The sequence below is a fragment of the Pseudorhodoplanes sp. genome, assembly GCA_032027085.1.
Classification (GTDB): domain Bacteria; phylum Pseudomonadota; class Alphaproteobacteria; order Rhizobiales; family Xanthobacteraceae; genus Pseudorhodoplanes.
Genome location: JAVSMS010000001.1, coordinates 2,254,529 through 2,274,228 on the forward strand (window position 1 = coordinate 2,254,529; position 19,700 = coordinate 2,274,228).

A 19,700-nucleotide genomic window follows, 5' to 3' on the forward strand; every position below is an offset into this window, starting at 1 on the left:
GTTCGCGGGGACGACGACGGAGACATTGGCAACCTCTCGGTTTCAACGGAGACTCAAGCCGCGCTCTTTCTGCCCCACAATTTCGCCGACGCGATGTCGGCGCCTTCGCGCAAGGCCTTCAGCTTCAGCCACACCACCGGCTCCACCACCCATTCGCGGTTGGTGAAGGTGCCGAAGCCGCAATCGGTGGAGGCGATCACGCGCTCGCGCTCGCCAATGGCCGCGACCGCATCCTCGATGCGGCGCGCGACCACTTCCGGATGTTCGACAATATTGGACGTCGTCTCGATCACGCCGGGAATGAGGATCATGTCCTTCGGCAGCGGGTGCTGCCTGAAGGCGGCGTATTCATGCGCGTGGCGCGGATTGGCGAACTCGATCGACAGCGCGCTGACATTGGCCTGATACAGCGCGGGCAGGATCACCGACAGCGGCACGTCGTGAACGTGGGGGCCCTCCCAGTTGCCGTAGCAGACATGCAGGCGTACGCGATCACGCGGAATGCCCTCGATGCCCTTGTTGATGGCGGCGACTTGCTTTTCCACCTGTTTTGCAAACTGCGCGTCGGTGAGATCGCGATGGAACATGGTGCGGTCCATGGCGAGATCGGGCGCGTCGATCTGCAGGATGAACCCGGCTTTGTGGATCGCCTGGTATTCCTTGCTCATCTCCCGCGCCAGCGCGTCGAGATAGTCGTCGTGCGAGGGGTAATAGGCGTTGAGCATGGTGGAGGAGATGATGCCCGGCGAAGCAGCGGTCATGAACATTTCCTGAAACGTGCTTCCGGCGATGTCCTTCACGCGCTTCAGTTCATTTTCGATCGGCGCGGTGTCGAGATATCTGATGTCGCCTTGCGCTTCCGGCGCATTCTGCTGCTTGGAGACATGCGGAAATCGGTGCGTCAGATATTTGACCAGCTCGGGAAATTCCTCGAATTCCATGCCGCGCCGCCGCTTCGATACGCCGGCAAAGCCGGACATGCGCTGCGGCACATAGGTCTGGAAGCCGACCCGCTGCTGTTCGCCGTCATTGCCGATATCGATGCCGACCTCTGATTGCTTTTCGACAACATGGCGCACGGCCTTGTCCATCTCTGCATTCATTTCGGCCTTGTCGAAGGCTTCGCCGGCCTCTCGGCGCACCAGCATGTCGGACAATTTCTCGCTGCGCGGCAGGCTGCCGACATGGGTGGTCAGGATACGGTCCCGGCTTGTGAGCATGCGTGTCTCCCGATGCGGTACTTATAAGCGAAAGGGATGCTTCATCAGGCCGCAGCATGACGCACGCGTCAATCGCCAGTGCGCGGTCTAGAATGCCCTCCAGCTTGTGCTTGACCGGCGAAAGTCCGTCTGTATTATAGTGCATGCGGATCGGTCGTGGCGCGCGCCGAACGTCGTTGCGTTTGCAACTATTGCAAATATTCGCAACAATAAAAACAAGCGCTTGCGGGACGGAACATGGCTCAAGCTGCGTCACAGGCGGCCCAGTCGGGCCGCGAAGTTGGGAGCATGGAAGCTCCGGAGATTTCGCGCGACTATAATTTCGCCGCCGATATTCTCGACCGCAATCTTTCCGCAGGGCGTGCCAACAAGCCCGTTTTCATCGATCGCCGCGGCGCCTGGACCTATGGCCAGCTCGCTGATCGCGTCAACCGCTTCGGCGCCGTGCTGCGCGCCAAGGGCATGCGGCGGGAAGAGCGGATCATGCTCTGCCTGCTCGACACCATCGACTGGCCGACGGCATTCCTCGGCGCGATCAAGGCCGGCGTCATTCCGGTCGCGGTCAACACGCTTTTGACCGAGCAGGATTATCTTTTCATGCTGACCGACAGCCGCGCGCGCGTGCTCGTCGTGTCGCAGGCGCTGCTGCCGAAATTCGAACCGATCATTGCGCGCTGTCCCGATCTCAAACACGTCATCGTGTCCGATGGCGCGACCAGTGATTACGAAAAGTTCGAGGACCTGATCGCGGCGGCACAGCCGGAAAACTACACCGCGCCGACGACGCGCGACGACATGTGCTTCTGGCTCTATTCATCTGGCTCGACCGGCAAGCCGAAGGGGACCGTGCACGCGCATGCGAGCCTGCGGCTGACCGACGAGCTTTATGCGCAGCCGACGCTTGGCCTGAAGGAAAGCGACGTCTGCTATTCGGTGGCGAAGCTGTTCTTCGCTTACGGTCTCGGCAATGCGCTGACATTTCCGATGTCGGCCGGCGCAACGACGGTTTTGCTGGATGAGAGGCCGACGCCGGAGAGCGTCACTGCGCTTTTGAAGCAGCACCCGGTCACAGTATTCTACGGCGTGCCGACTTTCTACGCGGCGTTTCTGGCGAGCCCAGCGGCGCCGCTGCGCGCCGACGTGAAATTCCGCCGCTGCGTCTCCGCCGGCGAAGCCTTGCCGGAGGATGTCGGCAAGCGCTGGAGCGAGAAATACGGCTGCGACATTCTCGACGGCATCGGCTCGACCGAGATGTTGCACATCTTCCTGTCCAATCGCCCGGGTGCGGTGAAATACGGCACCACCGGCCAGCCGGTGCCGGGCTATGATCTCAAGCTGATCGATGATGAAGGACAGCCCGTTGCGCCGGGCGAGATGGGCGAATTGCTGATCCGCGGGCCGTCGAGCGCGATCATGTACTGGAACAACCGCGAGCAATCGCGCCGCACCTTCATGGGCGAGTGGACGCGCTCCGGCGACAAGTATCGGCAGGACGAGGACGGCTATTACGTCTATTGCGGGCGCAATGACGACATGCTGAAGGTCTCCGGCCTTTATGTCTCGCCCTTCGAGGTGGAAGGCGCGCTGCAGACGCATGAGGACGTGCTGGAATGTGCGGTGGTGGCCTGGCTCGACGGCGACGACCTGATCAAGCCAAAGGCCTTCGTGGTCCTGAAGGCGCATGACAAGGCCTGCGACGAACTGGCGCGGCGGTTGCAGGAGCATGTGAAGACCCGCCTTGCGCCATTCAAATATCCGCGCTGGATCGAATTCCGCACCGAATTGCCGAAGACCGCAACCGGCAAGATCCAGCGTTTCAAGTTGCGCATGGAGTCGACGACGCAGGCGTAACCCGCACAAGATCATTTCATCAGGAAGTTTGCTGTCACAGAAGCATCAGGCCGGTCAAAAAGCAGCCTTTTGGCGCGCAATGCGATCCATTAGAGTTGTTGCAGGAGCGGCTCAACACCGGGAGGACTGACAGATGAAAAAGACCCTGCTGACTGCCGGCGCCATACTGGCGCTGGCGATGAGTCCCGCAGCGGCACAGAACAAGACCGTGAAAATCGGCTTCGTTTCGACCTTCAGCGGCCCCACCGCCGTCATCGGCAACGACATGCGCAATTCCTTCGAACTCGCGCTCGATCATCTGGGCCGCAAGATGGGCGGATTGCCGGTTGAGGTGATCTACGAAGATGACGGGCAGAAGCCGGATGTCGGCAAGCAGAAGACCGAAAAGCTGATCGAATCCGACAAGGTGGATTTCATCGTCGGCTATATCTGGTCGAACGTGCTGCTCGCCTCGCTGAAGCCGGTGATCGATTCCAAGACCATGATGGTGATCGCCAATGCAGGCCCGCACCAGGTCGCCGGCGAACTCTGCTCGCCTTACGTATTTTCGACCTCATGGCAGAACGACCAGACCCCGCAGGCGGTCGGCGAATATATGAACCAGAAAGGCGTGAAGACCGTCTATCTGATCGGGCCGAACTACGCTGCCGGCAAGGACATGCTGCAAGGTGTGGCCTCGACCTTCAAGGGCAAGGTGGTCGGTCAGGATCTGACCCGCTGGCCTGACCAACTCGACTTCTCGACCGAGCTGTCGAAGGCGCGTGCGGCGAAGCCGGATGCGATCTTCGTGTTCTATCCGGGCGCGGCGGGCGTGCAGTTCCTGAACCAGTATGTGCAGGCCGGACTGAAGGGGCAGATCCCGCTCTACACCGCCTTCACCATCGACGAATTGTCGCTACCGCGGCAGAAGGACCTGGCGCTCGGCGTGCCGGGCGCGCAGGAATGGGTGAACGATCTGCCCAACGACGCCAACAAGAAGTTTGTTGCTGATTACATCACCAAATACAAGACCCGCCCCTCCTTCTACGGCGCGCAGTCATATGACGCCGCCAATCTGATCAACAGCGCGGTGATGGCGGTGAAGGGAGACCTCAGCAAGAAGGACGCTATGCGCGACGAAATGCGCAAGGCGAACTACAAGTCGGTGCGTGGCCCCTACAAGTACGGCAACAACCACGTTCCGATCCAGAATTTCTATCTGCAGGAAGCGGTGAAGAACGACAAAGGCGAACTGGTGCTGAAGACGGTGGCCACCATCGTCAAGGACAGCCAGGATCGCTTCCATTCAAAATGTCCGATGAAATGGTGATCTGAAACCGGGCCGGACGGCGAGGCCATCGCCGTCCGGCTCGTTTGTTGGGCCAAGCAAAATACGAGCGGGATAAACAAAGCTCGCCGTCTTTCCAGAGTGCGAATGCTTCTTTTTGTCGAACAGACGCTGAATGGCCTGCAATTCGGCTTGCTGCTGTTTTTGCTGGCGGCGGGGCTGACGCTGGTGTTCGGGATCATGGATCTCGTCAATCTGGCGCATGGCTCGTTCTATATGCTGGGCGCCTATTTCGCGGCGACCTTCACCGCACTGACCGGCCATTTCATCGGTGGCGTAGTCCTGGCGTTGATCGCGACGCTGATGGTTGGCATGGCGGTGGAAGTCATCGCCATCCGCCGGCTTTATGGCCGCGATCACCTCGACCATGTGCTCGGCACCTTCGGCCTGCTGCTCTTCTTCAATGAACTGGTGCGGCTGATCTGGGGGCCGGCGGGCATGAATCTGACGCTGCCGTCCTGGCTCAACACCTCGATCGAGCTTATGCCCGGCGTCTATTACTCGATGTACCGCCTGTCGATCATCGTCGTGGCGCTGGTGGTGGCGCTTGTCCTTTATCTCGTGGTGATGCGCACCCGCATCGGCATGCTGATCCGCGCCGGCGCGTCCAACCGCGAAATGATCGGAGCGCTCGGCATCAACATCAAGTTGCTGTTCACCTTCGTCTTTGGCGCCGGCGCGGCGCTCGCCGGTCTTGCCGGACTGATGCAGGCGGCGATCCTGACGGCGCAGATCGGCATGGGCGAGAACATTCTCATTCTCGCCTTCGTGGTTATCATCATCGGTGGTATCGGCTCGATCCGCGGCGCCTTCATCGCCTCGATCCTGGTCGGCCTGATCGATACTGTCGGCCGCGCCTTCCTGTCGGACGTGCTCAAGCTGTTCCTGTCGAATGCCGCGGCCTCGACCGCGGGCCCGGCGCTCTCATCCATGCTGATCTACCTTGTGATGGCAGTCATTCTGGTGATGCGGCCGGAGGGTCTGTTTCCGGCGGCCAGCAAATGAGAAAGGCATTCACGCTTCGCAATATCGTCGTCGCGGCACTGCTCGTCATGCTGGCGCTGGTGCCGGTCTATTCGCAGGCGACCGGCGATGTCTTTCTGATGACGCTGTTCACCCGCATCGTCATCCTGGCCATGGCCGCGGTCAGCCTCAATCTCATCATGGGATTCGGCGGCATGGTGAGCTTTGGCCACGCCGCCTATCTCGGCATTGGCGGTTACGTCGTCGGCATTCTGGCGTATGAAGGCGTCGGCTCCGGCTTTGTTCAGTGGCCGCTGGCGGTGATCATCTCGGCCCTGTTCGCGCTCATCATCGGCGCGCTGTCCCTGCGCACGCGCGGCGTCTATTTCATCATGATCACGCTCGCTTTCGCGCAGATGATCTATTATGTCGGTGTCAGTCTCGATCGCTACGGCGCCGACGACGGTCTGACCATCTACCGGCGCAGCGATTTCGCCGGCCTGATCAATCTCTCCAACAAGACGGTTTTTTACTACGTCTGCGTGACATTGCTGTTCGCCACGATCTATGGCGTCTGGCGTCTGGTCAATTCGCGCTTTGGAATGGTCATCCAGGGCGCGCGCTCCAACGAGCGGCGCATGCGCGCCATCGGCGTGCCCACCTATCGTTATCGCCTCACCTGTTTCGTCATCGCCGGCGCCATCTGCGGGCTCGCCGGCGTGCTGCTCGCCAATCAGGCGGATTTTGTCTCGCCCGCGATCATGCACTGGACGCGCTCCGGCGATCTGATCGTGATGGCGGTGCTGGGTGGCATGGGCTCGGTGGCCGGGCCGGTGCTGGGGGCGGTGGCCTTGCTGGTGCTGGAAGAGGCGTTGTCGGGGATTACCGAATATTGGCAGATCATTCTCGGCCCGATGCTGCTCGCGATCGTGCTTTATGCACGCGGCGGCATTGAGGGATTGTTGCGGGGCGGACGCCATGACTGACGCGCTGCTCAGCATTTCCGGACTTTCCAAGCGCTTTGGCGGCGTCATTGCTTCAGATGACGTGACGCTCTCCGTGCCCGCCGGCGAATTGCACGCCATCATCGGCCCGAACGGCGCCGGCAAGACAACGCTGATCAGCCAGTTGATGGGAGAGTTGCCGCCCGATTCCGGCAAGATCGCGTTTCAGGGCGAGGAAATCACGGCTTTGCCGACCTGGCAGCGGGGCCGGCTGGGGCTTGCCCGCTCGTTCCAGATCACCTCGCTGTTTCTGAATTTCACCGCGCTCGACAATGTGGCGCTGGCCGTGCAGGCGCAGGCAGGGCATTCGTTCCATTTCTGGCACAACGCCCGCAGCCTGCCAGACTTGCGCGAGCCGGCGCGTGCGGCTTTGGCGCGGGTGGGGCTGGCCGGCCGCGAGAATGTCGTGGTGTCGAACATGAGCCATGGCGAACACCGGCAGATCGAGATCGCCATGGCGCTCGCCATGAAGCCGCGCATGCTGCTGCTCGACGAGCCGATGGCCGGCATGGGGCCGGAGGAATCGGCGCGGCTGGTCAGATTGCTGCGCGAGCTGAAACGGGAGCTGACGATCCTGTTGATCGAGCACGACATGGAAGCGGTCTTCGCCCTCGCGGATCGCATCTCGGTTCTGGTCTATGGGCGCGTAATCGCGTCGGGCAAGCCGGGCGAGATCCGCAACAATGCCGAAGTGAAAAAGGCTTATCTTGGCGACGGCAAGAAGGCGGGCGAGCATGGCTGAGATTGCCAAAGACCGCACCGCCGACGAGAACGGCAACCTGCTCGACGTGACGGGGATCGAGACCTGTTATGGACTGAGCCAGGTCCTGTTCAGCCTGTCGATCGCGATTGCGCCGGGCGAGATGGTGACGCTCATGGGCCGTAACGGCATGGGCAAGACCACCACCATCCGCTCGATCATGGGGCTGACGCCGGCGCGCAAGGGCTCGATCCGGTTCCTCGGCCAGGAAATCCGGCAATGGCCGTCCTACAAGGTGGCGCAGCTCGGCATTGGCCTGGTGCCGGAGGGCCGGCAGATTTTCCCCAATCTCACGACCCGCGAAAATCTGATGGCGGCCGCCGCCAATCGCCGGCAGGTGGATGCCCCCTGGACCCTCGACAAGGTGGTGGCGCTGTTCCCGCGGCTGGGCGAGCGCCTCTCCAGCATGGGTAACCTGCTTTCGGGCGGCGAGCAGCAGATGCTGGCGATCGGCCGGGCGCTGATGACCAATCCGCGCCTGCTCATTCTGGACGAGGCCACCGAGGGCCTGGCGCCCCTGATCCGCGATGAAATCTGGCACTGCCTGTCGCAACTGAAGGCGGCGGGCCAGGCGGTGCTGGTGATCGACAAGAACGTGGACGCGCTGACCGAGATCGCCGACCGGCATTACATGATCGAGCGCGGGCGGGTGGTTTGGAGCGGCACATCGGTGGATCTGGTGGCGGCGCCGGACATTCAACACCGCTATCTCGGGATTTGAGCGGACTTGCCTTCATGCCGACATGCACTATTGTGCATGTCGCTTAGGGGACCTGCCGATGCCTGAAATTCGCTCGAAGAAGAACGAGAAGGGCGTGGCGCCAGCGCTGACGGCGAGCGATGAATTTGCCGCTGATGTCGGCGCTCTGGTGCGGCGCGGCCGCGCGCGGCGCGGCATCACGCGCCGGCAACTCGCCGCCGATTCCGGCATCTCCGAACGTTATCTGGCGCAGATCGAAACCGGGCAGGGCAACCCGTCGATCATCGTGCTGAAGGCGATCGCGCTGGCGATGGACATGCCGATCACCGAATTGCTGCCGGTGAACGGCAAGCGGCACGCGGCGTTGAACCGCATCGGCGAATTGCTGGGGCGGCTGCGCACCACGGAATTACCGTCGGTGGCGCAGCTGCTTGAGCAGCGCATCGAGCAGAGCGCGGCGTCCGAACGCGGGCGGCGGATCGCGCTGGTCGGCTTGCGCGGCGCCGGCAAGACCACGCTCGGCGAGATGCTGGCCAAGAAACTCGGCTGGCCCTTCGTCGAACTCAACCGTGTGGTCGAACAGGAATACGGTGCCAGCGTTTCCATGCTGATCGAGATGTCGGGTGTCACAACGTTCCGTCGTTACGAGCAGGCGTCGCTGGAAAAGGTGATTGCCGAGCATGACAAAGTCGTGATCGCGACCGCCGGCGGCATCGTTGCCAATCCGGAAACCTATGCGCTGCTGTTGCGGCGCACGCATACGATCTGGGTGCAGGCGCAACCGCAGGAACATATGAGCCGCGTGATGGCGCAGGGCGATTTCCGCCCGATGGCGGAGAACCGCGCGGCGATGAACGATCTGCTCGCCATTCTCGATGCGCGCAAAAGCGACTACGCGCAGGCGGAAGCGCAGCTCGACACGTCTGGCGAGAAGGTCGATCAGAGCTTGTCGAAATTGTTCAAGCGCGTGCAGGAGTGGGCAAAATGACGCTGCAGAACGAAGGTTTTCTCGATATTTCCGGGCAGCGCCTGGAATACCGCATGATCGGCCCGCGCCCCGACCAGGCACCGACCATCGTGATGTTGCATGAAGGTCTCGGCTGCGTCGGCATGTGGAACAGCTTTCCGGACGGCCTGGCGAAGGCGACCGGCGCCGGTGTCTTCGTCTATTCGCGGGCGGGATACGGCAAATCGAGTCCGGTGATGCTGCCACGCCCCTTGAGCTACATGCATAACGAGGCGCATGAGACTTTGCCGCGCGTGCTGTCGGAGATCGGCTTCCGGCGCGGGCTGCTGCTCGGCCACAGCGACGGTGCATCGATCGCAACGATCTACGCCGGCAGCGTGCAGGATCATCGCATCCGCGGCCTCGTGCTGATCGCGCCGCATTTCTTTGTCGAGGATGTCAGTATCAAAGCGGCCGAGGAAATGAAGGGCGACTATGCGCAGACCGATCTGCGCGAGAAACTGGGGCGCCATCACGCCGATGCCGACAACGCCTTCCGCGGCTGGAATGACGCCTGGCTCGATCCTGATTTCCGCGCTTGGAACACGATTGAAGAGCTCGCTTATATCCGCGTGCCGATTCTGATCGTGCAGGGCGAGGATGACCAGCATGGCACGGTGGCGCAGGTCGAGATGGCGCAGGAGGAATGCTATTGCCCGGTCGATGTCGCGCTGCTGCCCAATGCGCGGCATTGCCCGCATCGTGAGGCGCCGGAGGCGACGCTGAAGGCGGTGGCGGATTTTGCCAACCGCATCCTGCATGGGCATGAGGAAGCCGCTTTCGCCGCATGATCGTCGGGCGCCACGCTTACGTGAACAGGCCCTGAAATATCTTTTTCCCGGTTCTCCGTCGCCTCTTCCGTCCCTTGCCCGGCGGCGAATCGACATTCCGGGAATTCTTCCAGAACGGAGGTTGACATGCAGAACAGGCTGGACATGTTCTAAACCTGCACTATAGTGCATGTTGTCTTGGCCCCCCAAACAAGAGGCCGGTCAGTGAAAATGGATTTCTCGCGCGGCCAACGAGACCGCGCTCCAGGGATGGGCATCAAGGATGGCTGAAGCAACTCGCAAGCTCGCCAATGGCGCCACGCGGATCGACTACGCAACCGATCCGTCGCGCTACCGGCACTGGAAACTGGCCGTCGATGGCGAGGTGGCGACCCTCATCATGGACGTGGACGAGAAGGGCGGGCTCTACGAAGGCTATGAGCTGAAGCTTAATTCCTACGATCTCGGCGTCGATATCGAGCTTGCCGATGCCTTGCAGCGGCTGCGCTTCGAATATCCGGGGGTGAAGACAATTTTGCTGCGCTCGGGCAAGCCGCGCGTGTTCTGCGCCGGCGCCAATATCCGCATGCTGGCGGGCGCGGCGCATTCCGACAAAGTCAATTTCTGCAAATTCACTAACGAGACCCGCAACGGCCTCGAGGATTCCAGCGAATTCTCCGGCCAAAAGACCATCGCCGTGGTGACCGGCTCCTGCGCCGGCGGCGGCTATGAACTCGCCCTCGCGGCCGATCACATCATGCTGGTGGATGACGGCTCTTCGACCGTCTCGCTGCCGGAGCTGCCGCTGCTGGCGGTCTTGCCCGGCACCGGCGGACTGACGCGCGTTACCGACAAGCGCAAGGTGCGTCGCGATCACGCAGATGTGTTCTGCACCACCGAGGAAGGCATCAAGGGCAAGCGCGCAGTGGAGTGGCGGCTGGTCGACGAGATCGTGCCCAACACCAAGCTCGACGACGTGGTGAAGCAGCGCGCGGCGGAATTTGCGAAAAAGTCGGACCGGCCCGCGGACGCGCAGGGCATCAAGCTGACGCCGCTGAAGCGTACATTCACGGACAAGGGCGTCGACTATTCCTCGCTGTCGGTCGACTACAATCGCACCGGCCGCATCGCCACCATCACCTTGCGCGGCCCCGACGCGCCGCCGCCGGCTGACGTCAACGCGATGGTCGCGCAGGGCGCGGACTTCTGGCCGCTGCGGCTGGCGCGCGAACTCGACGACGCCATTCTCGATATCCGCACCAACGAGCCCGAGCTCGCGGTGATCGTGTTCAAGTCCTCGGGCGATGCGGAGCAGGTGCTGGCCTATGACACCTTTCTCGACGCCAACAAGTCGCACTGGCTGGCGCGGGAAATCCGCCTCTACTGGAAGCGCGTGCTCAAGCGCGTCGATCTCACCTCGCGCTCGCTGGTGACGATCGTGGAGCCGGGCTCGTGCTTTGCCGGCACGCTGGCCGAGCTCATTTTCGCCGCCGACCGCTCCTACATGCTGATCGGCCAGCTTGGCGGCAGCAATTTGCCGCCGGCGACGATAGCGCTGTCGAGCGCGAATTTCGGTCCCTATCCGATGTCGAACGGCCTGTCACGCCTGGAAAGCCGTTTTCTCGATGACGAGGCCGCACTCACGGCGGCGCGCGGAAAAATCGGCGAGAAGCTCGATGCGGAAGCCGCCGAAGCGGCCGGACTGATCACCTTTGCCTTCGATGACATCGACTGGGATGACGAGATCCGCATCTTCCTGGAAGAGCGCAGCAAGTTCTCGCCCGATGGTCTCACCGGCATGGAAGCCAATCTGCGCTTCGGCGGGCCGGAGACGATGGAATCGAAAATCTTCGCGCGGCTGACCGCCTGGCAGAACTGGATCTTCCAGCGGCCAAACGCGGTCGGCGAGGACGGCGCGTTGCGCCGCTACGGCACCGGGCAGAAGCCGGTGTTCGATATGCGGAGAGTTTGATTTATCGCCGTCACCCTTCGAGGGCCGCCTGCGGCGGCCACCTCAGGATGACGGATCAAGGAACAACGAAGTAGGGAATTAGAGGAGCGTCCCAATGAATCTCATGAACGTCGATTACTCGACCCAGATCCCGAACAATGTCGGCCTCACCGAAGACCCGCGTGTGCTCAAGGCGCTGGAGACCTGGCACCCCGGTTATCTCGACTGGTGGCAGGACATGGGACCGGACGGCTTCCAGGAATCGCTGGTCTATCTGCGGACCGCCGTCTCGGTCGATCCCAAGGGCTGGGCCAAGTTCGATTATGTGAGGATGCCGCAATACCGCTGGGGCATTCTGCTCGCGCCAGCGGAAGAGAATCGCAAGGTGCCGTTCGGTCAGCATTACGGCGAACCGGCCTGGCAGGAAGTGCCGGGCGAGCATCGTGCCATGCTGCGCCGCCTAATCGTGATCCAAGGCGATACCGAGCCGGCATCGGTTGAGCAGCAGCGCCATCTCGGCAAGACCGCGCCGTCACTCTATGACATGCGCAACCTGTTCCAGGTGAACGTCGAGGAAGGCCGTCATCTCTGGGCGATGGTCTATCTCCTTCAGAAATATTTCGGGCGTGACGGCCGCGAGGAAGCCGACGAGTTGCTGCGTCGCCGTTCCGGCTCGGCGGATTCACCGCGCATGCTTGGCGCCTTCAACGAGGCGACGCCGGACTGGCTGTCGTTCTTCATGTTCACCTTCTTCACCGACCGCGATGGCAAGATGCAGCTCGAGTCGCTGGCGCAATCCGGCTTCGATCCGCTGTCGCGCACCTGCCGCTTCATGCTGACCGAGGAAGCGCACCACATGTTCGTGGGCGAAACCGGCGTCGGGCGAACCGTGCAGCGCACCTGCGACGCGATGAAGGCGGCGGGCATCGAGGATCCGAACGACATCGCGAAAATCCGCGCCCTCGGCGTGATCGATCTGCCGACGGTGCAGAAGAAGCTGAACCTGCACTATTCGCTGTCGCTCGACCTGTTCGGTTCGGAAGTGTCGACCAATGCCGCGAATGCCTTCAATGCCGGTATCAAGGGCCGTTTCCAGGAGACCAAGATCGAGGACGACCACAAGCTGACCAGCTCGACCTATCCGGTGATGAAGCTGGTCAACGGCGAGATCAAGCTCGTCGACGAGCCGGCGCTGACCGCGCTCAACATGCGGCTGCGCGACGACTACACGCACGACTGCGGCAAGGGCGTGGAACGCTGGAACAAGATCATCGAGAAGACCGGCGTGCAGTTCCGTCTGGAATTGCCGCATGTCGCCTTCCACCGCCATATCGGCGAGTTCAAGGACGTGCATGCGACGCCGTCCGGCATCCTGCTTGACGATGCCACCTGGGCGAAGCGCAAGGACGAATGGCTGCCCTCGATGTCGGACGGAGATTTCATCGCCAGCCTGATGCAGCCGGTATCCGAGCCCGGCAAATTCGCCGGCTGGATCTCGGCGCCGAAGGTGGGCATCGACAACAAGCCGGGTGACTTTGAATATGTGAAGATTGCGGCGTAGGACTATTTTTCTGCGTCATCACCGGGCCGCCGCGAAGCGGCGAGACCCGGTGATCCTGCTTGGGCAGGCAAGGCCGTCGTTCCTGAGCGGGATGGCCGGGACATCAGGCGTCAACGACGCCGTCTTCGACGGCTATGCCCGGCCATGACGAACCGAGAGGTTTGCGCAAGATGGACGCAACAACCGCCACCGCCCCCAAGAAGCAGCATCTCATCGATCCGGAGATCTGCATCCGCTGCAATACCTGCGAGGAGACCTGTCCGGTCGATGCGGTGACGCATGACGACAACAATTATGTCGTCGACCACGAAAAGTGTAATTTCTGCCTCGACTGCATCTCGCCGTGCCCGACCGGATCGATTGACAATTGGCGGATCGTGACCCGCGCCTACTCGCTTGAGGAGCAATTCTCCTGGAGCGAATTGCCGGTGCAGGAGCAGATTGAGCTCGCGGCATCGGCGGAGCAGGGCGACGGCGAAGCGGAGGACGACGAAGCGGCGCGCCTGATCGCGGAAGCGCATCTCGGCGTGGGCGGCAAGAGCGTGGCGCCGGCCTCGGCCGGCAAGCCGAAGATCAATCTCTACAACCGCAGCAATCCGGCGATTGCGACGGTGTCGGGCAATTACCGGCTGACCGAACCCGATGCCGACAATGACGTGCGCCACATCATCCTGGATTTCGGCGCGCATGTATTCCCGGTGCTTGAAGGCCAGAGCATCGGCATCATCCCGCCAGGCACCGACAAGGACGGCAAGCCGCACAATATCCGGCTTTATTCCATCGCGTCTCCGCGCGAAGGCGAGAAGACCGGTGCCAACAATCTGTCGCTCACCGTCAAGCGCGAGCCGGGCGGTGTATGCTCGAATTATGTCTGCGACCTGAAGAAGGGCGACCAGGTGCAGGTGACCGGCCCCTTCGGCGCCACCTTCCTGATGCCGGACGATCCGTCAGCCAACATCATCATGATCTGCACCGGCACCGGCTCGGCGCCGTTCCGCGGCTTCACCGAGCGGCGGCGGCGCAACATGAAGGAGGCGCCCGGCCGCATGATGCTGTATTTCGGCGCGCGCCGGCCGGAAGAGCTGCCTTATTTCGGGCCGCTGCAGAAAGTGCCGGACGGGCTGTTGCGCAAGTACTTCGCCTATTCGCGCGTGCCGGGCCAGCCCAAGACCTATGTGCAGGACCGCATGCGCCAGACCGCCGAGGAAGTGGCGGTGTTCCTCAAGCATGAGAAGACCCACATCTATCTGTGCGGGTTGAAGGGCATGGAGAGCGGCGTCGACGAAGCCTTTGCCGACATCTGCCGCGGTGCCGGTCTTGATTGGGCGGCATTGCGCGCCGACCTGCGCGCGCAGGGCCGATACCATGTCGAGACGTATTAACTATTTAATGCGCTCTGCTATCCCGGCCATACATGGTCGCGACGACCAGTCGAGCTCGTCTGGTCCGAGCATTTTGTTCGTATTACGGACGCGATTGCAGCGGAACGAAAGCTGAAGGGCTGGAGTCGGACAAAGAAGAAAGCCCTAGGTGGTTCTGACTTCCGACTGCTTCATCAGTCAACGAAACGCCCTGCAGGCCAACCCAAGCGGTTGACGCTTGATGCTGACGCGTGGGCCGTCGCCCTTCGAGGCCCGCCTTCGGCGGGCACCTCAGGATGACGGATTGAGTTTGTGCCTTCGGTTTACTCCGCCGCCTGGCGCTTCGGGCTCGCATGCGCAGAGATGATGTAGTCCATCGCCGCCTGCACGCCGCCCTTCTTGTGCGGGACGCCCGCGAGCGACAGCGCCATTTCGGTCGCGGCCAGAGCACCGATGATGGTGGCGTCGTTCGTGTCGCCGAGATGGCCGATGCGGAACATCTTGCCGGAGAAGCGGCCGAAGCTCGCGCCATAGGAAATGTTGAAATGCTCCAGCGCCAGCGCGCGGAAGGCATCGCCGTCATGGCCTTCCGGCATCAAAATCGCGGTGATGGTCGAGGAGTAATATTTCGGGTCCCTGCAGATGGTCTCAAGGCCCCAATGCTTGACCGCGCGGCGCACCGCTTCCGCCAGGCGATCGTGGCGGGCGAACACATTGTCGAGACCTTCCTCGTGCAGCATGTCGATGCCTTCGACAAGGCCGCTCAGCATCAGCGTCGCCGGGGTATAGGGGAAGAAGCCGACCTTGTTCATCGCCAGCATGTCGTCCCAGGCGAAGAACGACTTCGGCAGGTTGGATTTCTGGCTCGCCGCGATCGCCTTGTCGCTGAGCGCGTTGAACGACATGCCGGGCGGCAGCATCAGGCCCTTCTGCGCGCCGCCGACAGCGACGTCGACGCCCCATTCATCATGGCGATAATCGGTCGAAGCCAGAGACGAAATGGTGTCGACCAGGAACAAGGCCGGGTGCCCCGCGGCGTCGATCGCCTTGCGGATCGCGGCGATCGGCGAGCTGCAGCCGGTCGAGGTCTCGTTGTGCAGGACGCACACCGCCTTGATCTCCTTGTTCTTGTCCTCGCGCAGACGCGCTTCGATCAGCGCCGGATCGGCGCCGACGCGCCAGTCGGTCTCGATAAATTCCGGCTTGAGGCCGAGGCGCTCGGCCATCTTCTTCCAGAGCGTGGCGAACTGGCCGGTCTCCACCATCAGCACCTTGTCGCCGGCCGACAGCGTATTGGTCAGCGCCGCTTCCCAGGCGCCGGTGCCGGTGGCGGTGAAGATGATGACCGGGCTCGTGGTCTTGAAGATGGTCTTGATGCCGTCCAACGCCCGCTTGGCGAGCTTGGCGAATTCCGGGCCGCGATGGTCGATCACCGGGCGGTCGATCGCGCGCAGGATGCGGTCGGGCACCGGCGTCGGGCCGGGGATCTGCAGGAAATGCCGCCCGGCAACGCGCGAGGAATTCTGGGCCATGGGAAAAAGCTCCTTGGGGACGCGGACCTGCTGTCGGCCAGCTTTGAGAGGATGGAAACTTGCCGGGATGAACACCGGATGCGACATATTGGTCAAGACCAAAACGGCATAGCACCCTCTCCCCGCTTGCGGGGAAAGGGTGGCAAGCGCGCCCGATCTCGGGATTACCCGAGATCGGCACTGCAACACACGCGCAGGTCGCGCGAGCCGGGTGAGGGGGCGTTGCCGCCCTGCCGTGCTTCGACGCCCCCTCACCCGACTTCCTCGCTTCGTTCGGAAGTCGACCTCTCCCGGCAAGCTGGGAGAGGTGACCTCGCGCCCCACGGAGACTGAAAAGGTGAGTGAACGCTTAATGCCGGGGCTGGAACGGCGGCTGAAATCGGAAGGCGCGGGCGAAATTCGCTTCGACGCCTTCAGCCGTGGGCGCTATGCGACTGATGCCTCACACTACCAGATCATGCCCTTGGGCGTGGTCGCGCCGCGCACCATAGACGAGGCCAATCGGGCGATAGCGATTGCGCGGGAAGAGGGCGTCAGCGTGCTGCCGCGCGGCGGCGGCACCTCGCAATGCGGACAGACGGTCAACCATGCGCTTGCCATCGATTGTTCGAAATATCTCAATCGGATTCTTGAAATCGATGTCGAAGGCCGCCGCTGTGTGGTCGAGCCGGGCATCGTGCTGGATGACTTGAATCGCGCGCTGAAGCCGCACGGGTTGTGGTTTCCCGTCGACATCTCCACCGCCTCGCGCGCCACAATCGGCGGCATGACCGGCAACAATTCCTGCGGCGCGCGTTCGCTGCGCTTTGGCAACACGCGCGAGAATGTGCTGTCGATCGATGCATTGCTGGCAAACGGCGAGACCGCGCATTTCGGGCCGGTGCAGGCCGATCTGTCCGACATTCCTGCGTCATCGTCACTGCGCGCGATTGCCGGCGATCTGCTGAAGCTTGGCGCGCGCGAAGCCGACGAAATCGCCGCGCGCTTTCCAAAAGTGCAGCGAAGGGTCGGCGGCTACAATCTCGACGCGCTGGTACCCGGCCGCAACGATCTCAACCTGGCGCATATCCTGATCGGCTCGGAAGGAACGCTCGGCTTCACCACGCGCGTCGAGCTGAAGCTGTCGCCCGTGCTCGGCCGCCGCGCGGTCGGCGTCTGCCATTTCGGCAAGTTCTATGAGGCGATGGACGCCGCGCAGCATCTGGTGAAGCTGAAGCCGATCGCGATCGAGCTGGTCGACCGCACCATGATCGGGCTGGCGCGCGAGATCGCGATGTTCCGCCCGACGCTGGAGCAATTCGTGCGCGGCGCGCCGGACGCGGTGCTGCTGGTGGAATTCGGCGAGGACGATCAGGAGGAGAATGTCCGCCGGCTGAAGCAATTGCACGAGACCATGGGCGATCTCGGCTTCGGCTGGGACAGGCAAGGCGGCAAGTGGGGCGGCGTGGTCGATGTGCTCGATCCGGGCTTGCAGGCGGCGATCACCGACGTGCGGACGTCCGGCCTCAACATCATGATGTCGATGAAGGAGGAGGGAAAGCCGGTCTCCTTCGTCGAGGATTGCGCGGTGCCGCTGGAGCATCTTGCCGAATACACCAGCAAGCTGACGGACGTGTTCGAGAAGCACGGCACACGCGGCACTTGGTATGCGCATGCGTCGGTGGGCTGCCTGCATGTGCGCCCGGTGCTGAATCTGCGGCTGGACAAAGATGTGAAGGCGATGCGCGCCATCGCCGAGGAAGCCTTTGCGATGGTGCGCGCCTACAAGGGCTCGCATTCCGGCGAGCACGGCGACGGTATCGTGCGCTCGGAATTTCATGCCTTCATGTTCGGCGACAAGCTGGTACGCGCCTTCGAAGAAGTGAAGGAGCGTTTCGATCCAGAAGGCCTGTTCAATCCCGGCAAGATCGTGCATGCGCCGAAATTCGATGACCGCTCGAATTTCCGCTTCGCGCCGGGCTATCGCGGCATCGAATTGAAGACGGAGCTCGACTGGTCGGCCTGGCCCGGCGCCGGCGGCGGTTTCCAGGGCGCGGTCGAGATGTGCAACAACAACGGCGCCTGCCGCAAGATGCAGGGCGGCGTCATGTGCCCGAGCTATCGGGTCACCCGCGACGAGAAGGATGTCACGCGCGGCCGCGCGAACACCTTGCGTCTTGCCGTGACCGGACAACTCGGCCCCGATGCGCTCACCTCCGAAGACATGGCCGAGACGCTGAAGCTGTGCGTGTCCTGCAAGGCCTGCCGGCGCGAATGCCCGACCGGCGTCGACATGGCGCGCATGAAGATCGAGGTGCTGGCGGCGCGGGCGAAGAAATTTGGGCTCACGCTGCATCAGCGGCTGGTCGGCTACCTGCCGCGCTATGCGCCCTACGGCGCGAAAGTGCCGTGGCTGTTGAATTTGCGGGACAGATTGCCGGGCGCGGCGAAATTGTCGGAGGCGATTGCGGGGTTCACCGCCCGGCGCAGCCTGCCGAAATGGCGGAGGGACATATTTCGGGATGAGGATGCCATGCGGAACTCCCTCCCCCTGAAACGGGCAGGTGCAGACGGAGCCTGCGGGGATGACCGCGAAGTCGTCCTCTTCGTCGACACCTTCAACCGCTATTTCGAGCGCGAGATCATCGAGGACGCGATCCGTGTGCTGGCGGCCGGCGGCTATCGCGTGCATCTGGTGAAGCCGCGCGACGGCACATCGCGGCCGCTCTGCTGCGGCCGTACCTTCCTTTCGGTCGGCTGCGTGGGCGAGGCGCGGCACGAAGCGGAGCGCACTTTGGCCGCGCTGGAATCCTATATTGTGCGCGGCGTGCCGGTGGTCGGCCTGGAGCCAAGCTGCATCCTCGGCTTCCGCGACGAAATCCCGGCGCTGATCGGCACCAGCGTTGCGCACAGGCTTGCCGAACTCGCGCTCACCTTCGAGGAATTTCTGGCGCGCGAGCAGACGGCGGGCACGCTCAAGCTTCCGCTCGGCGCCGTGAAGCAAAGCGTGCTGGTGCACGGTCACTGCCATCAGAAATCCTTCGACGCCTTCGGCGCGGTGCAGAATGTGCTCAAGCTCGTCCCCGAGGTGTCGGTACAGACGATCGAATCGAGCTGCTGCGGCATGGCCGGCAGCTTCGGCTATGCCAAGGACACCATCGACATATCTCTTGCGATGGGCGAGCTCTCCCTGCTGCCGGCCGTGCGCAAGGCGCCGGACGACGCGCTCATTGTCGCCGACGGCACGTCATGCCGGCACCAGATTCACGACGGCGCCGGCCGCAAGGCCATTCATGTCGCGCAATTGCTGGCGCGCAGCATCGCGGCCGGCGAGGGGGATTAGTCCTGCGCGTAGGCGATGGTTGACAGCAGCGAGATTTCCGCGCGGCGGGAATCAAGCCGCGTGTGCTGCACGACGATCGGCTGATCCGACTCGAAAACCGAAGAATAATCGGTGTCGAGCGGCACCGGCTCCGGATCCTTCAGATCGTTGAAACGCAGGTGGAGCGTGCGCCGCGCCGGCACTGTCACCCTGTAGGTCACGGGATCGCGGTTGGCGAAGAACACCGTCACCGCGACATTGGCATCCTTGTCATTCGCATTGAGGATGCAGGCGGTCTCGTGCGAGAGCAAAGTGCGATCCTGCGACACGCTCTGCGAGGGAATATAGCCTTCCGGAATGGCCCAGCGCTTCCTGCCGATTGCATCCATGCCT

Annotated in this window: 15 protein-coding genes; 12 read left to right on the plus strand and 3 right to left on the minus strand. The window is 62.6% G+C overall.

The window, feature by feature from the left end; translation table 11 throughout:
* Nucleotides 1-53: 53 nt before the first annotated feature.
* Nucleotides 54-1,220: a cobalamin-independent methionine synthase II family protein gene (locus tag RO009_10960; GenBank protein MDT3685547.1), complete on the minus strand. Its 1,167-nt coding sequence runs from the start codon at nucleotides 1,218-1,220 to the stop codon at nucleotides 54-56.
* A gap of 237 nt (nucleotides 1,221-1,457) precedes the next feature.
* Here RO009_10960 and RO009_10965 point away from each other — a divergent pair, with 237 nt between their 5' ends.
* The 11 genes from RO009_10965 (at nucleotide 1,458) to boxA (ending at nucleotide 14,495) form a co-directional block, all read left to right on the plus strand.
* Complete coding sequence (locus RO009_10965; protein ID MDT3685548.1) at nucleotides 1,458-3,071, plus strand: benzoate-CoA ligase family protein; 1,614 nt, start codon at nucleotides 1,458-1,460, stop codon at nucleotides 3,069-3,071.
* 133 nt (nucleotides 3,072-3,204) lie between these two features.
* Nucleotides 3,205-4,380: an ABC transporter substrate-binding protein gene (locus RO009_10970; GenBank protein MDT3685549.1), complete on the plus strand. Its 1,176-nt coding sequence runs from the start codon at nucleotides 3,205-3,207 to the stop codon at nucleotides 4,378-4,380.
* Between the two features lie 105 nt (nucleotides 4,381-4,485).
* Entirely contained in the window at nucleotides 4,486-5,403 is a 918-nt protein-coding gene (locus tag RO009_10975; protein ID MDT3685550.1) for a branched-chain amino acid ABC transporter permease, read from the plus strand.
* Entirely contained in the window at nucleotides 5,400-6,347 is a 948-nt protein-coding gene (locus RO009_10980; GenBank protein MDT3685551.1) for a branched-chain amino acid ABC transporter permease, read from the plus strand. The genes RO009_10975 and RO009_10980 overlap by 4 nt, the downstream gene beginning before the upstream one ends.
* A complete protein-coding gene (locus RO009_10985; protein ID MDT3685552.1) occupies nucleotides 6,340-7,107 on the plus strand; it encodes an ABC transporter ATP-binding protein in 768 nt (255 codons plus the stop codon). Before RO009_10980 ends, RO009_10985 begins: the two co-directional genes overlap by 8 nt.
* A complete protein-coding gene (locus RO009_10990; GenBank protein MDT3685553.1) occupies nucleotides 7,100-7,846 on the plus strand; it encodes an ABC transporter ATP-binding protein in 747 nt (248 codons plus the stop codon). Before RO009_10985 ends, RO009_10990 begins: the two co-directional genes overlap by 8 nt.
* A gap of 58 nt (nucleotides 7,847-7,904) precedes the next feature.
* The gene (locus tag RO009_10995; protein MDT3685554.1) at nucleotides 7,905-8,813 is read left to right on the plus strand and encodes a helix-turn-helix transcriptional regulator; all 909 of its coding nucleotides are present in this window, start codon (nucleotides 7,905-7,907) and stop codon (nucleotides 8,811-8,813) included.
* The gene (locus RO009_11000; protein ID MDT3685555.1) at nucleotides 8,810-9,622 is read left to right on the plus strand and encodes an alpha/beta hydrolase; all 813 of its coding nucleotides are present in this window, start codon (nucleotides 8,810-8,812) and stop codon (nucleotides 9,620-9,622) included. Before RO009_10995 ends, RO009_11000 begins: the two co-directional genes overlap by 4 nt.
* 262 nt (nucleotides 9,623-9,884) lie before the next feature.
* Nucleotides 9,885-11,573, plus strand: a complete 1,689-nt coding sequence (gene boxC / locus RO009_11005) for a 2,3-epoxybenzoyl-CoA dihydrolase (protein ID MDT3685556.1) — start codon at nucleotides 9,885-9,887, stop codon at nucleotides 11,571-11,573.
* 94 nt (nucleotides 11,574-11,667) lie between these two features.
* The gene (gene boxB, locus RO009_11010) at nucleotides 11,668-13,113 is read left to right on the plus strand and encodes a benzoyl-CoA 2,3-epoxidase subunit BoxB (GenBank protein MDT3685557.1); all 1,446 of its coding nucleotides are present in this window, start codon (nucleotides 11,668-11,670) and stop codon (nucleotides 13,111-13,113) included.
* A gap of 170 nt (nucleotides 13,114-13,283) precedes the next feature.
* Complete coding sequence (gene boxA / locus RO009_11015; GenBank protein ID MDT3685558.1) at nucleotides 13,284-14,495, plus strand: benzoyl-CoA 2,3-epoxidase subunit BoxA; 1,212 nt, start codon at nucleotides 13,284-13,286, stop codon at nucleotides 14,493-14,495.
* A 302-nt stretch (nucleotides 14,496-14,797) separates the two neighbouring features.
* Here boxA and RO009_11020 read toward each other — a convergent pair whose 3' ends face one another.
* Complete coding sequence (locus RO009_11020) at nucleotides 14,798-16,006, minus strand: aminotransferase class V-fold PLP-dependent enzyme (GenBank protein MDT3685559.1); 1,209 nt, start codon at nucleotides 16,004-16,006, stop codon at nucleotides 14,798-14,800.
* 352 nt (nucleotides 16,007-16,358) lie between these two features.
* On the opposite strand from RO009_11020, the gene RO009_11025 reads away from it, so the two are divergent.
* Nucleotides 16,359-19,328, plus strand: a complete 2,970-nt coding sequence (locus RO009_11025; protein MDT3685560.1) for an FAD-linked oxidase C-terminal domain-containing protein — start codon at nucleotides 16,359-16,361, stop codon at nucleotides 19,326-19,328.
* On the opposite strand, the gene RO009_11030 is transcribed toward RO009_11025, so the two are convergent.
* Nucleotides 19,325-19,696 (minus strand): sensory rhodopsin transducer, encoded by a 372-nt coding sequence (locus RO009_11030; protein MDT3685561.1) that lies wholly within the window; start codon nucleotides 19,694-19,696, stop codon nucleotides 19,325-19,327. The two genes, RO009_11025 and RO009_11030, sit on opposite strands and share 4 nt — an antisense overlap.
* Nucleotides 19,697-19,700 lie beyond the last annotated feature (4 nt).

What these genes read in the sequence shown, in the direction of transcription:
- RO009_10960 (MDT3685547.1), bottom strand. Translation starts at nt 1,220, where the DNA reads ATGCTCACAAGCCGGGACCGTATCCTGACCACCCATGTCGGCAGCCTG.
- RO009_10965 (MDT3685548.1), top strand. Translation starts at nt 1,458, where the DNA reads ATGGCTCAAGCTGCGTCACAGGCGGCCCAGTCGGGCCGCGAAGTTGGG.
- RO009_10970 (MDT3685549.1), top strand. Translation starts at nt 3,205, where the DNA reads ATGAAAAAGACCCTGCTGACTGCCGGCGCCATACTGGCGCTGGCGATG.
- RO009_10975 (MDT3685550.1), top strand. Translation starts at nt 4,486, where the DNA reads ATGCTTCTTTTTGTCGAACAGACGCTGAATGGCCTGCAATTCGGCTTG.
- RO009_10980 (MDT3685551.1), top strand. Translation starts at nt 5,400, where the DNA reads ATGAGAAAGGCATTCACGCTTCGCAATATCGTCGTCGCGGCACTGCTC.
- RO009_10985 (MDT3685552.1), top strand. Translation starts at nt 6,340, where the DNA reads ATGACTGACGCGCTGCTCAGCATTTCCGGACTTTCCAAGCGCTTTGGC.
- RO009_10990 (MDT3685553.1), top strand. Translation starts at nt 7,100, where the DNA reads ATGGCTGAGATTGCCAAAGACCGCACCGCCGACGAGAACGGCAACCTG.
- RO009_10995 (MDT3685554.1), top strand. Translation starts at nt 7,905, where the DNA reads ATGCCTGAAATTCGCTCGAAGAAGAACGAGAAGGGCGTGGCGCCAGCG.
- RO009_11000 (MDT3685555.1), top strand. Translation starts at nt 8,810, where the DNA reads ATGACGCTGCAGAACGAAGGTTTTCTCGATATTTCCGGGCAGCGCCTG.
- boxC (MDT3685556.1), top strand. Translation starts at nt 9,885, where the DNA reads ATGGCTGAAGCAACTCGCAAGCTCGCCAATGGCGCCACGCGGATCGAC.
- boxB (MDT3685557.1), top strand. Translation starts at nt 11,668, where the DNA reads ATGAATCTCATGAACGTCGATTACTCGACCCAGATCCCGAACAATGTC.
- boxA (MDT3685558.1), top strand. Translation starts at nt 13,284, where the DNA reads ATGGACGCAACAACCGCCACCGCCCCCAAGAAGCAGCATCTCATCGAT.
- RO009_11020 (MDT3685559.1), bottom strand. Translation starts at nt 16,006, where the DNA reads ATGGCCCAGAATTCCTCGCGCGTTGCCGGGCGGCATTTCCTGCAGATC.
- RO009_11025 (MDT3685560.1), top strand. Translation starts at nt 16,359, where the DNA reads ATGCCGGGGCTGGAACGGCGGCTGAAATCGGAAGGCGCGGGCGAAATT.
- RO009_11030 (MDT3685561.1), bottom strand. Translation starts at nt 19,696, where the DNA reads ATGGATGCAATCGGCAGGAAGCGCTGGGCCATTCCGGAAGGCTATATT.